Source organism: Micromonospora sp. NPDC049366 (assembly GCF_044466625.1).
Taxonomy (GTDB): Bacteria; Actinomycetota; Actinomycetes; order Mycobacteriales; family Micromonosporaceae; genus Micromonospora.
The window spans coordinates 135,273-154,739 of the sequence record NZ_JBITMV010000004.1 but is presented as its reverse complement, the minus strand read 5'-3'; the positions used below and the strand labels follow the sequence as shown (position 1 = coordinate 154,739).

Here is a 19,467-nt window from a genome sequence, read left to right as displayed (position 1 = left end):
CCGCCTGCGATCGTCAGGCGACGATGCTGACCATGCGGCCGGGAACGACGATGACCTTGCGCGGCTCCTTGCCGCCCAGGGTCGCGGCGACCGCGTCCAGCGCCGCGGCGCGGACGGTCTCCTCCGCCGCGTCGGCCGGCACCTCCACCCGGCCCCGCACCTTGCCGTTGACCTGCACCGGGTAGGTCACCGACTCGGCGACCAGCAGCGCCGGGTCGGCCACCGGGAAGTCCGCGTACGTCAGCGAGGTGGCGTGGCCCAGTCGCCGCCACAGCTCCTCGGCCACGTGCGGGGCGAACGGCGCCAGCATCAGCACCAGCGGCTCGGCCACCTCGCGCGGGGTCGCCGACAGCCGGGTCAGCCCGTTGGTCAGCTCGATCAGCTTGGCGATCGCGGTGTTGAACCGGATCCCCTCCATGTCGGCGCGGACCCCGTCGATCACCTTGTGCAGCAGCCGCCGGGTCGCGTCGTCCGCCGGGTCGTCGGTGACCCGCAGCTCACCGGTCTGCTCGTCGACGACGGCCCGCCACACCCGCTGCAGGAACCGGTACGAGCCGACGACCGCCCGGGTCTCCCACGGTCGGGACACCTCCAGCGGGCCCATCGACATCTCGTAGACCCGGAACGTGTCCGCCCCGTACGCGGCGCACATCTCGTCCGGCGTGACCACGTTCTTCAGCGACTTGCCCATCTTGCCGTACTCGCGGTTGACCACGGCGTCGCCCAGGTAGTAGCCGCCGTCGCGCTCGACGACCTCCTCGGCCTGCACGTAGCTGCCCCGGTCGTCGGTGTACGCGTACGCCTGGATCATGCCCTGGTTGAACAGCTTGCGGAACGGCTCGAAGCTCGACACGTGCCCCAGGTCGTACAGCACCTTGTGCCAGAACCGCGCGTACAGCAGGTGCAGCACCGCGTGCTCGGCGCCACCGACGTACAGGTCGGTGCCCCCGCAGTCGCCCGCCTCACGCGGGCCCATCCAGTAGCGCTCGTTCTCGGCGTCGACGAACCGGTCGGAGTTGGTCGGGTCCAGGTAGCGCAGCTCGTACCAGCACGAGCCGGCCCACTGCGGCATCACGTTGGTCTCCCGCGTGTACCGCTTCGGCCCGTCACCCAGGTCCAGCTCCACCTCGACCCAGTCCCGGCGGCGGGACAGCGGGGTCTCGGGGTTGGAGTCCGCGTCGTCCGGGTCGAACGTCTTCGGCGAGAAGTCGTCGACCTCGGGCAGCTCGACCGGCAGCATCGACTCGGGCAGCGCGATCGCCGCGCCGGTCTCGTCGTAGACGATCGGGAACGGCTCGCCCCAGTAGCGCTGCCGGGAGAACAGCCAGTCCCGCAGCCGGTAGGTGACCGCGCCACGGCCGTGGCCGTTGGCCTCCAGCCACTCGACGATCCGGGCCTTGGCGTCGGTGACCCCCAGGCCGTTCAGGTCCAGGCCGCGGTCGGGCGCGGCGCTGTTGATCGCCGGACCGTCACCGGTGTACGCCTTGCCGTCGAAGCCCTCCGACGGCTGCACCGTCCGCACGATGGGCAGGTCGAAGACCTCGGCGAACGCCCAGTCCCGCTCGTCCTGCGCGGGGACCGCCATGATCGCGCCGGTGCCGTAGCCGGCCAGCACGTAGTCGGCGATGAAGATCGGGATCTGGGCGCCGGTGACCGGGTTGGTGGCGTACGCCCCGACGAAGACGCCGGTCTTCTCCTTCGTGTCGGCCTGCCGCTCGACGTCGGTCTTGGCCGCCGCCGCCTTGCGGTACGCCTCGACGGCCGCCCGTGGGCTGGCGTGGCCGCCCGTCCAGGCGTCCCGCGTGCCCTCCGGCCAGGCCGCCGGCACCAGCTGGTCGACCAGCTCGTGCTCCGGCGCCAGCACCATGTAGGTGGCGCCGAAGATCGTGTCGGGCCGGGTCGTGAACACCCGGACCGGCTCGACCGCGGTCGGGAAGTCGATGTGCGCGCCGATGGACCGGCCGATCCAGTTGCGCTGCATCAGCTTGATGGCCTCGGGCCAGTCCAGCGTGTCCAGGTCGTCCAGCAGCCGGTCGCCGTACGCGGTGATCCGCATCATCCACTGCTTCAGGCTCCGCTTGAAGACCGGGAAGTTGCCCCGCTCCGAGCGGCCGTCGGCGGTGACCTCCTCGTTGGCCAGCACGGTGCCCAGCCCCGGGCACCAGTTCACCGGCGCCTCCGAGACGTACGCCAGCCGGTGGTCGTCGACGATCGCCCGGCGCTCGGCGACGGACAGCTCCGCCCACGGGCGGCCGTCCGGGGTCGGTCGGGTGCCGCCGGAGAACTCGGCGATCAGCTCGGCGATCGGGCGGGCCTTGCGCGCCTGCCGGTCGTACCAGGAGTTGAAGACCTGCAGGAAGATCCACTGGGTCCAGCGGTAGAAGTCGGTGTCGATGGTCGCCACCGAACGGCGCTCGTCGTGCGCCAGGCCCAGCCGGCGCAGCTGGGCCTTGTACCGCGCGATGTTCGCGACCGTGGTGGTCCGAGGGTGGGTGCCGGTCTGCACCGCGTACTGCTCGGCGGGCAGGCCGAACGCGTCGAAGCCCATCGCGTGCAGCACGTTGCGGCCCGCCATCCGCTGGTAGCGGGCGAAGCAGTCGGTGCCGATGTAGCCCAGCGGGTGCCCGACGTGCAGGCCGGCGCCCGACGGGTAGGGGAACATGTCCAGCACGTAGAGCTTCTCCGCGCCGGCCCGGGGGTGGTCGGGGTCGGCCAGCGGCCCGGTCGGGTTGGGGGCGTGGAAGGTGCCCTCCTGCTCCCAGATGTCCTGCCAACGGGTCTCGATCTCGTTGGCCAGGGCCGCGGTGTACCGGAACGGGGGAATGTCGCCCGCCGGTGCGGCTGCCTCACTCATCGCGTCTCCTCGCGTCACTCGGCGCGGTCGTCTCGTGCTGCCTGCTGCTGCTCGCCGCCCGCCGGCTGGCGACGGGCACAAAAAAGCCCCTCGCGCAGGAGGGGCCGCCGTGCTGTCGCGCGTCTCAGCGCATCAGCACGGCCCGGTAAGAAGCAGGAAGACTCCGGCCATGACCGCAGTGTACCCCCCGGCCCGGCGGCCACCACGTCCCGCTACCACGGGTCGGGACGGGCGGGCGGGACGACGGGCCGGCCGCGCGGCGGGCCGGCGCGGGTGGTGTCCCCCGGTACGACGAATATTCGGGGCGTAACCGGGCGGTCTTCCTGCGGGGGTCGGCGATCACGACAAACATGGTTAGCCTGAGAGGCCAGTGAGATTACTGCGGCAGACGTGGCTCGGCGTCGCGAACACCCAACGGCGGGTCCAGGTGCTCTCTAAAGAGCTGCCGTCCGGCGACGAGGAGGAGGCCCGTGACACAACAGACCTGGGACGAGGTGGGTGGCCTGCTGCCCCACGACGAGTTCCGCGCGGCGAGCGAGGCCATCGTGGCCAACATCGAGCAGGTCATCGAGGGCAAGACCGCCACCGTGCGGCTCGCGCTGGCCGTCCTGCTCGCCGAGGGGCACCTCCTCATCGAGGACGTCCCCGGCGTCGGCAAGACGAAGCTCGCCAAGGCCCTCGCCCGTTCCATCGACTGTTCCGTGCGCCGGATCCAGTTCACCCCGGACCTGCTGCCGAGCGACGTCACCGGCGTCAGCGTCTACAACCAGGAGACCCACGACTTCGAGTTCCGCCCGGGCGCGGTCTTCGCCAACCTGGTCGTCGGTGACGAGATCAACCGGGCCTCGCCGAAGACCCAGTCGGCGCTGCTGGAGTGCATGGAGGAGCGGCAGGTCACCGTCGACGGCGTGACCTACCAGCTTCAGACGCCGTTCATGGTCATCGCCACCCAGAACCCGATCGAGATGGAGGGCACCTACCCGCTGCCCGAGGCGCAGCGCGACCGGTTCACCGCCCGCATCGCGATGGGCTACCCGGACGCCGGCGCCGAGCTGGCCATGCTCGACGGGCACGGGGCGACCGACCCGCTCAACGAGCTGCGCCCGGTCGCCGACGCGACCGTCGTGCGGCAGCTGATCGCCACGGTCCGTCAGGTGCACGTCGCCGACGCCGTCAAGCAGTACGCGGTGGACCTGGTCACCGCCACCCGCGAGGCCCCCGACCTGCGCCTCGGCGCGTCCCCCCGGGCCACGCTCCAGCTGCTGCGCACCGCCCGCGCGGTGGCCGCCCTGGAGGGGCGCGACTACGTCCTCCCCGACGACCTTCAGGTCCTCGCCGTGCCGGTGCTGGCGCACCGCATCATCCCGACGGCCGACGCGCAGCTCGCCCGCCGCACCACCGACGCGATCGTCTCCGAGCTGGTGCACCGGCTGCCCCTGCCGCACGACCGCAAGCGCTCCCCCTACGACACCCGCCCCACCCAGGGCAACGGCCGCGGGCCGTACGAGCCGCGGAGGCCGTGACGTGCGTGAAGGGCTGCGCGGGCTGACCACCCGCGGCCGCTCGTTCCTGGCCGCGGCGGTCGCCGCGGCCGTCTCGGCGGGGATCCTCGGCGAGAAGGACCTGCTCCGGGTAGCCGTGCTGCTCGCCGTCCTGCCGCTGCTGGCCGCCGCCTACGTGGGGCGCAGCCGCTACAAGCTGGCCTGCAACCGCTCGCTGGACCCGCACCGGGTGCCGGTCGGGGCCAGCTCCCGGGTGGTGCTGCGCCTGCAGAACATGTCCCGCCTGCCCACCGGCACCCTCCTGCTGGAGGACCGCCTGCCCTACGCGCTGGGCAGCCGGCCGAGGGTGGTGCTGGAGCGGCTGGGCGCCCACCAGGCCAGCTCGGTGGCCTACACGGTGCGGGCCGACGTGCGCGGCCGCTACGAGGTGGGCCCGCTGGTGGTCCGGCTCACCGACCCGTTCGGTCTGTGCGAGCTCACCCGCGCCTTCCCCAGCACCGACCACCTCACGGTGATCCCGCAGGTCACGCCGCTGCCGTCGGTCCGGCTCCCCGGGGAGTACGCGGGCAGCGGCGACAGCCGGGCCCGGTCGGTGGCGGTGCACGGCGAGGATGACGCGGCCACCCGTGAGTACCGGATGGGCGACGACCTGCGCCGGGTGCACTGGAAGTCGACGGCCCGCACCGGTGAGCTGATGGTGCGCCGTGAGGAGCAGCCCTGGGAGAGCCGCGCGACCGTGGTGCTCGACACCCGGGCGTACGGCCACCGCGGCGACGGCCCGACGGCGAGCTTCGAGTGGGCGGTCTCCGCGTCCGCCAGCGTCGCGGTGCACCTGCGCCAGGCCGGCTACAAGCTGCGCCTGGTCACCGGCTCGGGAGCGGACGTGGACGCCTCCGAGGCGGGCGGTGACGGTCTGCTCCTCGACCAGCTCGCCGAGGTCCGCCTCGACCAGCGGGCCGAGGTGACCGCCCTGGTGCAGCGGGTCCGGCAGCGCTCCGACGGCGGCCTGATCATCGCGGTCCTCGGCGCGCTCAGCACGACCGAGGCCGAGCTGCTGGCCGGTCTGCGGGCCAACGGCGCGACCTGCGTCGGCTTCCTCATGGACAGCTCCACCTGGCTCACCCTGCCGGACAAGGCACGCGCCGAGGCGGAGCAGGCGCACGCCGCCGCCGCGCTGGTGCTGCTGCAGAGCGGCTGGCGGGTGATCGGCGTCGACCACGGCAGCCGACTACCGGCGATCTGGCCGCAGGCGGGCCGGGGTTCGCAGGGCTTCGCGGTGCGGGCGGCGCTGGCCGAGACGGTGGCCGGGGGCATGCGATGAGCGGAGGAACGCGGTCATGATCGGGCAACGGAATCTCGGCCTCGTGGCCGCCGCGGCGACGCTGCTCGCCGCGGCGCCGTTGTCCGCGATCTTCGAGCGCTGGACGTGGCTGGTCGAGTCGGCCATCGCGGTCGCGCTGGTCGCCGCCGTGGCGGCGGTCGCCCGGGCGCTGCGGGCCCCGCTCTGGGGTCAGGTGTTGGGCATGGTGGCCGGGCTGACGCTGGCGCTGACCTGGTTGTTCCCCAGCGGCGGCGAACTGCTCGCCTTCCTGCCCACGCCGGGCACGTTCACCCACTTCGGCGAGTTGCTCACCGGCTCGGTGCACGACATGCGCTCGTACGGCGTGAAGGTGCCCGACACCGACCCGCTGCTGTTCCTCGCGGTGCTCGGCGTCGGCGGGGTGACCGTGGTGGTCGACCTGCTCGCCGTGGGCATGCGCCGCCCCGCGCTGGCCGGCCTGCCGATGCTGGCCATCTACTCGGTGCCGGTCGCGATCTACGTCGACAGCGTCCCCCCGGTGCCGTTCGTGATCGGCGCCGCGGGCTTCCTGTGGCTGCTGGTGGCCGACAACGTCGATCGCGTCCGCCGCTTCGGCCGCCGGTTCACCGGCGACGGGCGCGACGTGGACGTCTGGGAGGCGTCCCCGCTGGCCGCCGCCGGCCGGCGGCTCGCGGTGCTCGGTGTCGCGGTGGCGGTGCTGCTGCCGCTGGCGCCGGTGCCCGGCATGAACGGGTCGCTGCTCGACAGCCTCACCAGCGCGTCCGGCGACGGCAACGGCATCGGAGGGGCGGGCCAGGGCGGCAACCCGGGCCGGATCGACCTGTTCGCCGCCCTCAGCGGCCAGCTCAACCAGTCGCAGGTGGCCGACATGGTCAAGGTCACCACCGACGAGACCGACCCGTTCTACCTGCGCTTCGGGGTGGCCGACGAGCTGCGGCCGGACGGCTTCCGGGTGCGCAACCCCACCGGGCGGCCGGTCAACCGGGGCCTGCCCGACCCGTCCGAGCGGGCCGGCGCGGGCGTCCAGCAGCAGCGCCACCGGGCGACCGTGGAGATCACCCGGGACCTTGCCATGCCGCTGCTGCCGTTCTACTCCGACCCTGTGCAGGTCGACGACCTGAACGGCAACTGGCTCTACGACTCCAGTCTCCAGGTCGTCTTCTCCAACCGGGAGAACTCGCGCAACAAGCGATACTCCTTCGACTACGTCCGCTCCACGTACACGACGGCGGCGCTGCGGGCCGCGCGGCCGCTGCCGGCCGACCACCCGGTCCGCCGTCAACAGACCGCCACCCCGGCGGTGCCCGAGGTGGAGCAGTTGGTCAAGCAGCTCATCCAGGGCAAGGGCAGCGACTACGACAAGGTCCGCGCGATCTACGACTACTTCTCCGCGGACAACGGGTTCATCTACCGGCTGAGCACCGAGGGCGGCACCAGCGGCCAGGACATCGTCGACTTCCTCACCAACAAGGTCGGCTTCTGCCAGCAGTACGCGGCGGCGATGGCGTGGCTGGTGCGCTCGGCGGGGATCCCCGCCCGGGTGGCGTTCGGCTTCACCAACGGCAGCAACCGCACCGGTGACACCTTCACCCTGACCAACCGCAACCTGCACGCCTGGACCGAGGTCTACTTCGACGGGCTCGGCTGGGTGCCGTTCGACGCCACCCCGGCGTACGGCGTCACCGGCTCCACCCGCTCTGCCTGGGCCCCGGACACCGACGCCCCCGATCCGACCACCCCCGGCGCCAGCACGCCGACCTCCCCGGACAGCACCGACGCCTCGGCCGGACCGGCCGGACCGGACGCGGCCGACCGGGACACCGACTCCGGGCTGGCGTTGGGCTCCGACACTCCGGCGCGGCAGGCGCCGGTGTGGCCGTGGTGGGCGGCCGGTGTGCTGGCCGTCCTCCTGCTGCTGGCGGTGCCCGCGCTACGCCGGACGGCCCTGCGCCGACGGCGGGGCCGCGGAGCGCCGGCGGTCGCCACGTCACCCGCGTCGGAGGTGGGGGCCGGCTCCCCGGCCGGGCCTCGCATGGTCGTGGTCGACGCGGACCGGGCCCGCGCCGATGCCCACGCCGCCTGGGACGAGCTGCTCGACACGCTGGTCGACTTCCGCGTCCGGGTGGATCGGACGGAGACCCCTCGGGCCACCGCCGACCGGCTCGTCCGGGATTCGCTCGCCGAGGACGCCGACGCCGCGGGCGCGGCACGTCTGCTCGGTCGGGCCGAGGAGCGGGCCCGTTACGCCCGCGACCCGCTCAGCGGCGAGCCGCTGGTCTCGGCCCTGCGCACCGTACGCCGCGCGCTCGCCGCGTCCGCCGACCGGCGGACGCGTCTGCTCGCGGCGGTCCTGCCGCCGTCGGTGCTGCAGCGATGGCGGAGCGGCCTGGCGGACCTGTCGTCCCGCCTGGTGACGGTGACCGGGCGGGTCCGGTATCGGCTGTTCCGCTGGAGCCCGCGCCGCCTGCTCGCCGGCCGGGCGGCCCGCTGACCGCCGCACCGCCGCCGGGCGATCCGCGCGGCCGGTAACGTTCCCGAGGTGGCCTCCCGTGCGGGGCCACCTCGGCGTTTCCGTGCCCCACCCCGCCGGCTGATCCACTCGAGATCCGCGAAACCGGGGCATCCACCCGCCGCCCGGGCACCCCGACGTCACGGAAAGCGAGTCGATCACCCAAGCCCCGGACCGGAACGGTCCCGGCCCGGGCACCGGCGCGAGCACGCGCAGAGGCCACGGGCACGGGCACGGGCACGGGCACGGGCACGGGCACGGGCACGGGCACGGGCACGGGCACGGGCAAGCGAAGGGTCCCGCAACGTCGGGGAGTCGGGGCGGGGCGTGCGGATACGGCGGGGGTCGCCGGTGATCCCGGCGACCCGCTCGTCGCTGTGGTGCGCCCGCCTCAGCGGCGGGCGGGGCTCAGCGGTGCCCCTCCGGGCGCTGCCGCCACCGGTCCTCCATCCGGTCCAGGATCGAGGACCGCCGACCGGAACGACCGCGGGACCGGCGACGACTGGTCGTCCCGCCCACCACGTGCAGGTCGGGTGACTGCGCCCGGCGGTGCGACTGCACCGCGAACGCGGCCGAGGCCAACATGACGACGAATCCCGCCACCGCCAGCGGCGGAGTCTTGATCACCGCGCCATAGACCAGCAGGGCCAGGCCAGCGATGATGACGCCGGCAGCGACGAGCAGGCGACGCCGCGCGTGGAAACGCGGATCGCTGGCGCGCACGGCCGAGGCGAATTTGGGGTCCTCGGCAAGCGACCGCTCGATCTGCTCGAACAGCCGCTGCTCGTGCTCCGAGAGCGGCACGGCACTCCTCCCCGGTCACGTTGGTCGGCCCGTTCGGACCGACAGACCGTGGCAGCCATCCGGCTGCTTACCCGCAAGTCTACGAGGGGGGTCGCGCGTCGGAAAGCGGGACGACCTATGGCCGGCGTGGATTTTCATTTCGGCGGGGATCACGCTTGCCGAGCAGACTGGCCGGACCTATGACGGACCGCCCGAAACGGGCAGCCGCGGCGTCCGCGGCGGCCTCCGCCTCGCGCCAACCGTGCTCCGGTGCGCCGAGCGCGAGTTGGCGGGGCGTCGCGTCCGCGGTGGCGAGGCCCTCCACGCGTACGCCGACCAACCGGATCCGCTCACCGGGATCGAGCGCCGTGTAGAGCGCCCAGACCGTGTCGAACATCTCCCGTGCCGTGTCGGTGGGCACCGGAAGGGTGCGGGAGCGGTTGACGGTGCGGAAGTCGGCGAGGCGCACCTTCAGCGACACCGTGCGGCCCACCTGCCCCGCGCGGCGCAGCCGGGCACCCACCTTGTCGGCGAGCGCGAGCAACGCCCGGCGGATCTCCGTCGGGTCGGCCACGTCGGCGTCGAACGTCACCTCGGCCCCGATCGACTTCTCCACGTGCTCGGGGCTCACGCCGCGCGGGTCGCGCCCCCATGCCAGCTCGTGCAGGTGGCTGGCGGACGCCTCCCCGAGGGCCTTGCGCAGCATCCCGTAGGGCGCCTCGGCGAGGTCGCCGATCGTGGCCAGGCCCAGCCGGTGCAGGGTCTGCGCCGACCGCTCCCCCACGCCCCACAGCGCGTCGACCGGCAGCGGGTGGAGGAAGTCGAGCACCCGGGTCGCCGGCACGACGAGCAGCCCGTCGGGCTTGGCCCGGGTCGACCCGAGCTTGGCGACGAACTTGCTCGGCGCGACGCCGACCGAACAGGTCAGCCCCAGCTCGTCGGCGACCCGGGCGCGGATGCGGCGGGCGATCGCGGCCGGCGGGCCGAAGAGGCGGCGCGCGCCCGCCACGTCGAGGAACGCCTCGTCGAGGGAGAGGGGCTCGACCAGCGGGGTGACGTCCCGGAAGATCTGCATCACCGCCCGCGAGGCGGCCGTGTAGGCGGCGAAGTCCGGTGGGAGATAGACGGCGTGCGGGCAGAGCGCCCGGGCCCGCATCATCGGCATGGCGCTGCGCACGCCGTAGCGCCGGGCCTCGTAGCTGGCGGAGCTGACCACCCCGCGGGGGCCGAGGCCGCCGACCACCACCGGTCGGCCCCGCAGCTCTTGTCGGCCGCGCACCTCGACCGAGGCGAAGAAGGCGTCCATGTCGACGTGCAGGATCGGCGAGCCGGAGTCGTCGGCGTCCGGCCCGAAGCGCGGGTCACCGCCCCGGGGCAACGACTGGCTGCGGCCCATTCCGGCAGGTTAGCCCGGAGGTACGACGAAACGACGGGTGGCCTGCGTGCCGGTTGCCGTGGGTCAGCCCCGGACGACCAGCAGCGGGATGGTCATCTCGGCGGCGGTGTCCGCGCCGTGGTAGGCCACCAGCCGGGACGCGATCGGGTTCTCCGACCGGGTGGCCAGGACGGCGTACGTGTCGTTGCAGGTCACCACCACGTCGCCGATGCGCGCCAGGTGCTCCTGCGGGACCGGCCCGAACCATCCGGCCGCGACCGCCTCCGCCCGCGTACGCACCCGGGCCGCGTCGCCCAGCACGGCGGACCAGGTGGCCACGACGTCTTCGACGGCGCCCGGTACGACGTGCAGGTAGCGCACCCGGGCCTCCCCGGCGACCACCCGGATCCCGGCGCGCAGCCGGGGGTCGGTGTCCAGGTCGAACCGGTGGGCGAGGGGCACGTCGAGCTGCCCGTGGTCGGCGGTGACCAGCAGCGCCCCGTCGGGCGGGAGTCCGTCGACGAGGCGGGCGATCAGCGCGTCCACCTCGGCGGCGGCGACCCGCCAGGGCGGCGAGTCGACCCCGGTGAGGTGGCCGTGCCGATCCAGGTCCGGGTGGTAGCCGGAGACCAGGGTGGGCCCGGTGCCGGCGGTCAACGCCGCCAGCATGGTCGTGGCGAGCGCGTCGACCCCGGTGGCGCCCCGGTAGTCCCCGCCCCGGTTGGCGGCCACCGTCAGCCCGCTGCCGCCGAACTCGGGCCGGCTCACCACGGTCACCGCGACTCCCGCCGCGCGGGCCCGCTCGAACTGGGTGGACACCGGCTGCCAGCGCAGCGGGTCCGGGTCGCCGGCCCACTCGATGTGGCTGAGCACCCGGTCACCGCCGGGCACCCGAACGGTGAAGCCGAGCACCCCGTGCGCCCCGGGCGCCGCGCCGGTGCCGAGGGTCACCAGGCTGGTCGGTGTCGTGGACGGGAAGCCGGAGGTGAGCGGCCGGCCCGTGGTGGCGGCCAGCGCGGCCAGCGTCGGGGCGTACGGCGTGGCGGTGGGGATCTGGTACCAGCCGAGCCCGTCGACGAGCAGCACGGCGAGCCGACGGACCCCGGCGAGTCGCGCGGCGAGCCCGAGTCGGTCCGTCGCGCCCGGCACGCCGAGCACGGCGAGCGCGCTGGGCAGCACGTCGGCCAGGCTGCCGTCACCGTAGTGCGGCGCGACGAGCGCCAGCGGATCCGGCCCACCGAGCGCGCGCGACCCACCGACCGGTTCCGACCCACCGACCGGGTCCGGGCCGCCGGTCGGATCCGGGCCGCCGGTCGGATCCGGGCCGCCGGTCGGGCTCGGCGCGGACGGGCCGGTCATGCCGGACGACGGGCGAACAGGTGCAGCTGGGCGGCGACGTCCCGGTACGGCGGGCGGCCGGCGAGCGCCCGTTCCAGGTCGACGAGGGCGGCCGGCTGGCCGTCGGCGACTGCGGCCGGCAGCAGGTCGGCGAGGACGCGTACGCCGTGGATCTCCTCGACCACCAGCCCGGCGGCGCTAAGCAGCGCGGCGGCGCCGTCCGCGTCGTAACGCCGCCGCAGGGTGTCCCGGGGCCCGGCGGTGCCGGCCGGGTCGCCGGCCAGAGTGGCCGCGACGTCGAGGTGGCCGTTCATGGCCCGGCCGAGCACGGCGGCGGCCCGACCGGCGACGAGGACACTCGCCGCCCCGCCCGGGCGCAGCGCGGTGGCCAGCGCGGCCACCACGGGCGTCGGGTCGTCGACGACCTCCAGCACGGCGTGGCAGAGCACCAGGTCGGCGGCGGCCGGCTCGACCAGGCCGGCGAGGGCGTCTCCGTCGCCCTGCACGGCCCGCACCCGGTCGGCGACCCCGGCCTCGGCGGCCCGTCGGGTGAGCGCGGCGAGCGCGTCCGGGCTGGCGTCGACCACGGTCACCCGGTGCCCGGCCTGAGCGAGCGGGACGGCGAACCCGCCGGTGCCGCCCCCGACGTCGAGCACGGTCAGCTCGGCCGCGCCACGCCGGTCCAGCTCGGCGCGCAGCACCGACCAGATCACGGCGGTACGGGGGGTCAGCGGCGGTTCGGGGAACCGTCCCGGGGTCTGCTCCACCCGGTCGAGCCTAGTCACGTGGCCGGGTGCGGAGCGGGGCCCCCTCCGGCCGGGACGCCGCCTACGCATCGACCGGCCGCCGCACCCGCGCGCCTCAGCCCTTGCGGCCGGAGGTGGCGATGCCCTCGATGAAGTGCCGCTGGGCGAGGAAGAACAGGATGATCATGGGGACGGTGGCGATCACGCTGCCGGCCAGCACGACCTCCCACTGCTGTTCGCCGCCGTAGCCGAACCGGTCCAGCACGACCTTAAGCCCGCGGGGCAGCGTGTAGAGGTGCTCGTCGCGCAGGTAGATCAGCGGCTTCAGCAGGTCGGTCCAGCTCGCCTTGAACTCGAAGACGAACGCGACGAGCAGGGCCGGACGGATCAGCGGGAAGGCGAGCTTCCAGAACAGCTGGGGGTAGCTCGCGCCGTCCATGCGGGCGGCCTCGAAGTACTCGCGGGGCAGCGAGAGCAGGAACTGCCGGAGCAGGAAGATGTAGAACGCCGAGCCGAAGAGGTTGCCGGCCCAGAGCGGCACCTGGGTGTCGGTCAGCCGCAGCTCCGACCAGATCAGGTACGTCGGGATCATGGTGACCGCGAACGGCAGCATCATGGTGGCCAGCACCAGCCCGAAGAGCAGGTTGCGCCCGGGGAACCGGAAGTAGGCGAACCCGAACGCCACCCAGGCGCTGGAGAGGGTGACGGCCGCCGCGGCGGCCACCCCGACCACCAGGCTGTTGAGCAGCCAGGTGACGAGCGGCACCGCCCGCCAGGCCTCGGCGTAGTTGTCCGGGGCGAACGGCACCGGCAGGAAACCCGGCGCGAAGACGTACTCGCGGGGACGCAGCGACGCGCCGACCAGCCAGACGAACGGCAGCAGGAAGATCACCGCCGCGCCGACCAGCCCGGCCACGAAGAGCACCCGCTGCCAGACCGGCCGGCGCGCGTCCTCCCGAGCCGGCGGTCGGCGGGGCGCCACCCGGCCCGGCTCGACGCCGGACACCGCAGCGGTGGCGCCCCGCTCGACCGCCGCGGTCACGACTCGGCCCCCGCCGCCGGATCGTGCTCGGCCCGGGACCGCCGGAGGTTGGCCACCGGACCGTCGGTCACCTCGTACTCGCGCGGTTCGAGGTGGTGCTCCGGCACCCAGCCCGCCGCGAGCCGGGTCCGTCGCGCGTTGGCCACGCCGTTGTGGCCGTTGTTCCCCGTCACTGGTCTTCCCCTTCGTAGTACACGAACCTGTTGCTGAGCTTCACCTGCACCAGCGTGATCACCATAATGATCACGAAGAGCAGCCACGCCATCGCTGACGCGAAGCCCATGTGGAGGAACTGGAACGCCTCCTGGAACAAGTGGATGACGTAGAACGTTGCCGCGTCGCTGTTGAACGTGTTCTGGGTCTCCCGGTTGCCGAAGTACATGGTGTAGACCTCGGTGAACATCTGCAGCGACGCGATCGTGTTGACGATCAGCGTGAAGAAGAGCGCACCGGAGATCATCGGCAGCGTCACGTGCCGGAAGCGGGCCCAACCGCCGGCGCCGTCGATGCTCGCCGCCTCGTAGAGGTCGCGCGGCACGTTCTGCAGCGCCGCCAGGTAGATGATCACGGTGGAGCCGAGGCTCCAGAGGCTCATCAGCACGATGCCGGGCATCACCCACCCCGGGTCGGTGGTCCAGCTCGGCCCCTCGACACCGACCAGGGCCAGGCCCCGGTTGATCAGACCGTCCTGGGTGTTGAGCAGGAGCAGGAACAGGATGCCGACGGCCACCGCCGGGGTCATCACCGGAAGGTAGAAGACGGTCCGGAAGAAACCCTGGAACCGCCCCACCCGCTTGAGCAGCAGCGCCAGACCCAGGGAGATCACCATCACCAGGGGTACGTGCAGCGCCGTGTAGTAGACGGTGTTGCCGAGACTGCGGGCGACCTGCGGGTCGGTCATCAGCTCCCGGTAGTTGTCCAGCCCGGTGTACCGCGGCGGATTCAGCACGTCGTACTCGGTGAAGCTCAACCAGGCGCTGGCGATCATCGGGCCGGCCTGGAACACCAGGAACCCGACGATCCACGGCGCCAGGAAGAGGTACGCCCAGCGGGCCTCCCGCCGGGCCAGCGGCGTGCGGCGCCGTCGACCCGGGACGGGAGTGCTGACGGTGGTGGTCATCGCCGGCTACTTCGCAGCCTTGTCCAGTGCCGCGGTGGCCTCCTGCTGGGCGCGGGCCAGCGCCTCGGCGGGCTGCGCCTGACCGGCGAGCACCCGGTTCACCGCGTCGTACCACGCCTTGTCGAACTCGGCGCCGGCCGGCGAGGCCGGCATGGCGAACGCGACGTCCTGCACCGACCGGATCGTGGCGACAGCGTCGTCGAAGCGCTTGTTGCCGGTCGGCTGGTACAACTCGTCGAAGATCTTCTTGTCGGCCTCGGCGTTGCCGGTCCACACCCCGGTGAACGGCTGGCCGGCGGCCTTGCGGGCGTCCGCGCGGGCCTTCGCGGCGGCGACCCAGGTGTCGGTGGCGGTCATCTGCTTGGCGAAGGCGCACGCGGCGTCCGGGTTCTTCGCCCCCTTGGTGATCACCCAGGCCTGGCCGGAGGACAGGGTCACGGGGTTGCCCTCCCGGTCCACGAACGGCTTGACCACCAGCTCCGCCTTCGGGCTGTTCTTGGCGGCCTGGTTGAGGAACCACTCCTCCATCGGCCAGGCGACGATCTGGTTCTTCACCAGCGGGTTCTCCGCCCCGAAGAAGTCGAAGGTGTCCCGGAACGACTTGAACTTGCCGAACCCGCCCTGGTCCTCGATGAGCCGCACGCCGGTGGTCAGCGCCTCGACCACCTTCGGGTCGGTCAGGTTCGGCTTCGTCCCGTCGGCCGAGATCATGTCGGCGCCGTTGGCCCGGGCCCACATCGGCAGGAACTCCGGGATCTTCGGGTCGATGCCGATCCGGGACAGCCGACCGTCGGAGACCGCGGCCAGCTTCGCGTTGAGCGCCGGCAGCCCGGCCCAGTCGGCGAGGTTCACGTCGTCGGCGGTCAGCCCGGCCTGCCTGAGCAGCGCCTCGTTCAGGTAGAGCACCCGGACGCTGGAGAACTCGGGGATCCCGTAGACGGTGCCGTCCAGGGTGACCTGGTCCTTGGCCGCCGGCCGGTACCGACCCATGTCGATGTCCTGCTTGTCGACGCAGTCGGTCAGCGGCTGGATCGAGCCGCGCTTGGCGTACGTGCCGATGAGCTTGCGGTCCATGTACACCAGGTCCGGCGGGTTGCCGGACGCCACGGCGGAGAGGAACTGCTGCTCGTCGAAGGCGCCCTCGGTGATCTTCAGGTTGACGTCCGGGTGGTCGCGTTTGAAGGCGTCGACCCGGGTGGTGGCGATCTCGTCGGACAGGCCGAAGCCCATCGTGCTGAGCGCCCCCTTGGTGGCCGTGCCTCCGGTGTCATCACCGTCACCGCCGCCGACTCCCCCGCACCCGGCGACGGTCAGGGCGAGCACTCCGGCAAGCGCGGTCGCCCGCAGTTTCCGTGACATGGTTTTCCTCCCCGGACCGCACGGGCCACGATGCCCGCGTGACCTGCACTTCTCCGGCCCGTGGAAGTTTCAAACCTGGCGGAGATCGACTCCGGTCACCGGAAGTCCCGGGACGCCGGACTGACCGGCGGCGTGATCGGGTCCAGCCGGTCGGCGACGAGGTTGACCACCCCTTCGTTCCGCTCCAACCGGCCCCGGACCACCAGCCCGGTGCTGGTCCGGGCCACCCGCCGGTAGCGCTGCCACAGCCCCGGTGAGCAGGTCACATTGAGCATGCCGGTCTCGTCCTCGAGGTTGAGGAAGGTGACCCCGCCGGCGGTCGCCGGTCGCTGCCGGTGGGTCACGATGCCGCCGACCCGGATCCGCTGGCCGGCCTCGACCCGACCCAGCCGGGCGATCGGCAGCGCCCCCACCAGGTCCAGTTGGGGGCGGATGAACCCGGCCGGATGGGTCTCCGGCGACAGCCCGGTCGCCCACACGTCGGCGACCAGCCGGTCCACCGCCTCCATGCCGGGCAGGGTCGGCGGGGTCGCCCCGGTCACCGTGCCCGGCAGCCGGCCCGGCCGGTCCTGGGCCGCCGCGCCGGCAGCCCAGAGCGCCTGCCGCCGGGTCAGCCCGAAGCAGGCGAACGCGTCCGCGGTGGCCAGCGCCTCCAGCTGCGCGGCGGTGAGACCGACCCGCCGGGCCAGGTCCGGCATGTCACGGTACGGCCCGTGCGCGCTCCGCTCCGCCTCGATCCGCTCGGCCACGTCGTCGCCGAGGGTACGCACGCTGGACAGCCCGAGCCGGACCGCCGGACCGCCCAGCCCCCAGGCGTGCGGCGGCTCGCCCGGCGCGCTGCCCCACCGGGTGTCCGGGGTGGACTCCAGCACCGCCGACGCCCCGCTGGCGTTGATGTCCGGCCGGCGCACCTCCACCCCGTGCCGGCGGGCGTCGTCGACCAGGGTCTGCGGCGAGTAGAACCCCATCGGTTGGGCGTTGAGCAGCGCGGCCAGGAACGGCGCCGGGTGGTAGCGCTTGAGCCACGAACTGGCGTAGACCAGGTAGGCGAAGCTCATCGCGTGGCTCTCCGGGAAGCCGTAGCTGGCGAACGCGGTGAGCTTGCGGTAGACGTCGTCGGCCAGTTCGCCGGTAATGCCCCGCTCGGCCATTCCGGCGTAGAGCCGGTCGGCGATCTGCGCCATCCGCTCCACCGAACGTTTGGCCCCCATCGCCCGGCGCAGCTGGTCGGCCCCGGCCGCGTCGAAGCCGGCCAGGTCGATGGCGAGCTGCATCAGCTGCTCCTGGAACAACGGCACGCCGAGGGTCTTCTCCAGCGCGTTGCGCATCAGCGGGTGCGCGAAGGTCACCGGTTCCTGGCCGTTCTTGCGCCGGATGTACGGGTGCACCGAGCCGCCCTGGATCGGGCCGGGGCGGATCAGCGCCACCTCGACCACCAGGTCGTAGAACTCGCGGGGCTTGAGCCGGGGCAGGGTGGCCATCTGGGCGCGGCTCTCCACCTGGAACACCCCGACCGAGTCGGCCCGGCAGAGCATGTCGTAGACCTCCGGGTCGTCCAGCGTCATGTCGCCGAGGTCCAGGCTCATCCCGATCATGTCGTACCCGTAGTGCAGCGCGGAGAGCATGCCGAGGCCGAGCAGGTCGAACTTGACCAGGCCGACGGCGGCGCAGTCGTCCTTGTCCCACTGGAGCACGCTGCGGCCGGGCATCCGCCCCCACTCCACCGGGCAGACCTCGATCACCGGCCGGTCGCAGATCACCATCCCGCCGGAGTGGATGCCCAGGTGCCGGGGGAAGGTCTGCAGCTCGTTGGCGTACTCGACGACCTGCTCGGGGATGTCCGCCACGTCGACCGTGGTGACCGAACCCCACCGGTCGATCTGCTTGCTCCACGCGTCCTGCTGGCCCGGCGAGTAGCCGAACGCCTTGGCCACGTCCCGCACCGCCGACCGGGGCCGGTAGGAGATGACGTTGGCGACCTGGGCGGTGTGCTCCCGGCCGTAGCGGGCGTAGACGTGCTGGATCACCTCCTCCCGGCGGTCGGACTCGATGTCGACGTCGATGTCCGGCGGCCCGTCCCGCTCGGGGGCGAGGAACCGCTCGAAGAGCAGCCGGTGCCGGACCGCGTCGACGTTGGTGATCCGCAGGGCGTAGCAGACCGCCGAGTTCGCCGCCGAACCCCGCCCCTGGCAGTAGATGTCCTGCTCCCGGCAGAACGCCACGATGTCGTAGACCACCAGGAAGTAGCCGGGGAACCCCAGCTCCTCGATCATGTCCAGCTCGTGGTCGAGCTGCGCGTACGCCGCCGGGTGCGCCTCCCGCGGGCCGTAGCGCTCCCGGGCGCCCTGCGCGGTCAGGTGGCGCAGCCAGCTCATCTCGGTGTGCCCCGGCGGCACCGGGTACGCCGGCAGCTCCGGCGCGACCAGTTGCAGGTCGAAGGCCAGCTCGGCGCCGAACTCGGCGGCCCGGGCCACCGCACCCGGGTACGCGGCGAACCGGGCCGCCATCTCCGCACCGCTGCGCAGGTGGGCGGTGGCGGCGGCGGGCAGCCAGCCGTCGATCTCGTCCAGGCTGCGACGGGCCCGGACGGCGGCGACCGTGGTGGCCAGCCGGCGCCGCCCCGGGCTCGCGTAGTGCACGTTGTTGGTGGCCACCGTGGGCAGGCCGGCGGCGGCGGCCAGTTCGGCGAGCGCGTCGTTGCGGTCCGCGTCGATCGGGTGGCCGTGGTCGGTGAGCTCCACCGCCACCGTCTCCGCGCCGAAGAGCGCGGTCAGCCGGTCCAGCTCCCGGGCCGCCGCGTCGACGCCCTCGGTGAGCAGCGCTCCCGGCACGTGCCCCTTGCGGCAGCCGGTGAGCACCAGGACGTGGTCGCGCAGCTCGGCGGCGACCTCCTCCAGGTCCCCGTAGACCGGTCGGCCCTTCTCGCCGCCGCGCAGCTGGGCCCGGGAGATGGTGCTGGCCAGCCGGGCGTACCCCTCGTGGCCGTGCGCGAGCACCAGCAGGTGCGCGCCGAGCGGATCCGGTTCGCCGTTCTGCGGGCCGGGCAGCCCGAGGGAGAGCTCGGCACCGAAGATCGTCGGCAGCCGCAACGCGCGGGCCGCCTCGGCGAAGCGCACCACACCGTAGAAGCCGTCGTGGTCGGTGACGGCGAGCGCGGTGAGCCCCAGCCGGGCCGCCTCCTCGGCCAGCTCCTCCGGGTGGCTCGCCCCGTCGAGGAAGCTGAAGTTGGTGTGCGCGTGCAGCTCCGCGTACGGGACGGCGCTCTCGGGGCGGACCACCGCCGGCGCCTGGTACTGCTCGCGCCGGCGGCTCCAGGCGGGGCCGTCCCCGCCGTCGGCGTCCTCGGCGAGCGGGTCCACCACGTGCAGGTGCCGCTCCGCACGCGACCGGCCCGGACCGGACCAGCCATCGCCGGACCGACCGTCGCCGGGACGGCCGGAGAGCACCCGCTCCAGCTCCGTCCAGGGCATCTTCGGGTTGTGGAAGCTCATTCCGCCGCCCCCGCCGTACACCGACCG

The 19,467-nt window shown here is 73.3% G+C and carries 12 protein-coding genes and 1 pseudogene; 3 read left to right on the top strand and 10 right to left on the bottom strand.

Annotation, left to right across the window (positions count from 1 at the left end):
- Positions 1-13: 13 nt before the first annotated feature.
- A complete protein-coding gene (gene leuS / locus ACIBTV_RS08345) occupies positions 14-2,854 on the bottom strand; it encodes a leucine--tRNA ligase (RefSeq protein ID WP_396703340.1) in 2,841 nt (946 codons plus the stop codon).
- A gap of 470 nt (positions 2,855-3,324) precedes the next feature.
- On the opposite strand from leuS, the gene ACIBTV_RS08340 reads away from it, so the two are divergent.
- The 3 genes and pseudogenes from ACIBTV_RS08340 (at position 3,325) to ACIBTV_RS08330 (ending at position 8,168) form a co-directional block, all read left to right on the top strand.
- Positions 3,325-4,377, top strand: coding sequence for a MoxR family ATPase (locus ACIBTV_RS08340; protein ID WP_091596671.1), 1,053 nt, complete (start codon positions 3,325-3,327; stop codon positions 4,375-4,377).
- 1 nt (position 4,378) lies between these two features.
- Entirely contained in the window at positions 4,379-5,677 is a 1,299-nt protein-coding gene (locus ACIBTV_RS08335; protein WP_396703339.1) for a DUF58 domain-containing protein, read from the top strand.
- Positions 5,674-8,168 (top strand): annotated as a pseudogene (locus tag ACIBTV_RS08330) (transglutaminaseTgpA domain-containing protein). Before ACIBTV_RS08335 ends, ACIBTV_RS08330 begins: the two are co-directional and overlap by 4 nt.
- A gap of 426 nt (positions 8,169-8,594) precedes the next feature.
- On the opposite strand, the gene ACIBTV_RS08325 reads toward ACIBTV_RS08330, so the two are convergent.
- The 9 genes from ACIBTV_RS08325 to ACIBTV_RS08285 all read right to left on the bottom strand — a co-directional run bounded on the left by ACIBTV_RS08325 (position 8,595) and on the right by ACIBTV_RS08285 (position 19,440).
- On the bottom strand, positions 8,595-8,990 hold the full coding sequence (locus tag ACIBTV_RS08325) for a DUF3040 domain-containing protein (protein ID WP_091596662.1): 396 nt from the start codon (positions 8,988-8,990) through the stop codon (positions 8,595-8,597).
- 115 nt (positions 8,991-9,105) lie between these two features.
- Complete coding sequence (locus tag ACIBTV_RS08320; RefSeq protein WP_396703338.1) at positions 9,106-10,365, bottom strand: DNA polymerase IV; 1,260 nt, start codon at positions 10,363-10,365, stop codon at positions 9,106-9,108.
- 63 nt (positions 10,366-10,428) lie between these two features.
- Positions 10,429-11,703 carry an alkaline phosphatase family protein gene (locus ACIBTV_RS08315; RefSeq protein WP_396703337.1) on the bottom strand — a complete coding sequence of 425 codons (1,275 nt, stop codon included), beginning with the start codon at positions 11,701-11,703 and terminating at the stop codon, positions 10,429-10,431.
- Complete coding sequence (locus ACIBTV_RS08310; protein ID WP_396703336.1) at positions 11,700-12,518, bottom strand: methyltransferase domain-containing protein; 819 nt, start codon at positions 12,516-12,518, stop codon at positions 11,700-11,702. The genes ACIBTV_RS08315 and ACIBTV_RS08310 overlap by 4 nt, the downstream gene beginning before the upstream one ends.
- Positions 12,519-12,543: 25 nt before the next feature.
- A complete protein-coding gene (locus tag ACIBTV_RS08305; protein ID WP_396703335.1) occupies positions 12,544-13,470 on the bottom strand; it encodes a carbohydrate ABC transporter permease in 927 nt (308 codons plus the stop codon).
- Positions 13,467-13,643 carry a hypothetical protein gene (locus ACIBTV_RS08300; RefSeq protein WP_396703334.1) on the bottom strand — a complete coding sequence of 59 codons (177 nt, stop codon included), beginning with the start codon at positions 13,641-13,643 and terminating at the stop codon, positions 13,467-13,469. The genes ACIBTV_RS08305 and ACIBTV_RS08300 overlap by 4 nt, the downstream gene beginning before the upstream one ends.
- Positions 13,640-14,590, bottom strand: a complete 951-nt coding sequence (locus ACIBTV_RS08295; RefSeq protein ID WP_396703333.1) for a carbohydrate ABC transporter permease — start codon at positions 14,588-14,590, stop codon at positions 13,640-13,642. The genes ACIBTV_RS08300 and ACIBTV_RS08295 overlap by 4 nt, the downstream gene beginning before the upstream one ends.
- 6 nt (positions 14,591-14,596) lie before the next feature.
- Positions 14,597-15,949 (bottom strand): extracellular solute-binding protein, encoded by a 1,353-nt coding sequence (locus ACIBTV_RS08290; RefSeq protein WP_396703332.1) that lies wholly within the window; start codon positions 15,947-15,949, stop codon positions 14,597-14,599.
- Between the two features lie 95 nt (positions 15,950-16,044).
- A complete protein-coding gene (locus ACIBTV_RS08285) occupies positions 16,045-19,440 on the bottom strand; it encodes an error-prone DNA polymerase (RefSeq protein WP_396703331.1) in 3,396 nt (1,131 codons plus the stop codon).
- Positions 19,441-19,467: the final 27 nt, after the last annotated feature.

Coding starts and splice junctions, on each gene's coding strand:
- ACIBTV_RS08285 (WP_396703331.1), bottom strand. CDS start 19,440: ATGAGCTTCCACAACCCGAAGATGCCCTGGACGGAGCTGGAGCGGGTG.
- ACIBTV_RS08320 (WP_396703338.1), bottom strand. CDS start 10,365: ATGGGCCGCAGCCAGTCGTTGCCCCGGGGCGGTGACCCGCGCTTCGGG.
- leuS (WP_396703340.1), bottom strand. CDS start 2,854: ATGAGTGAGGCAGCCGCACCGGCGGGCGACATTCCCCCGTTCCGGTAC.
- ACIBTV_RS08310 (WP_396703336.1), bottom strand. CDS start 12,518: ATGCGTAGGCGGCGTCCCGGCCGGAGGGGGCCCCGCTCCGCACCCGGC.
- ACIBTV_RS08295 (WP_396703333.1), bottom strand. CDS start 14,590: ATGACCACCACCGTCAGCACTCCCGTCCCGGGTCGACGGCGCCGCACG.
- ACIBTV_RS08315 (WP_396703337.1), bottom strand. CDS start 11,703: ATGACCGGCCCGTCCGCGCCGAGCCCGACCGGCGGCCCGGATCCGACC.
- ACIBTV_RS08290 (WP_396703332.1), bottom strand. CDS start 15,949: ATGTCACGGAAACTGCGGGCGACCGCGCTTGCCGGAGTGCTCGCCCTG.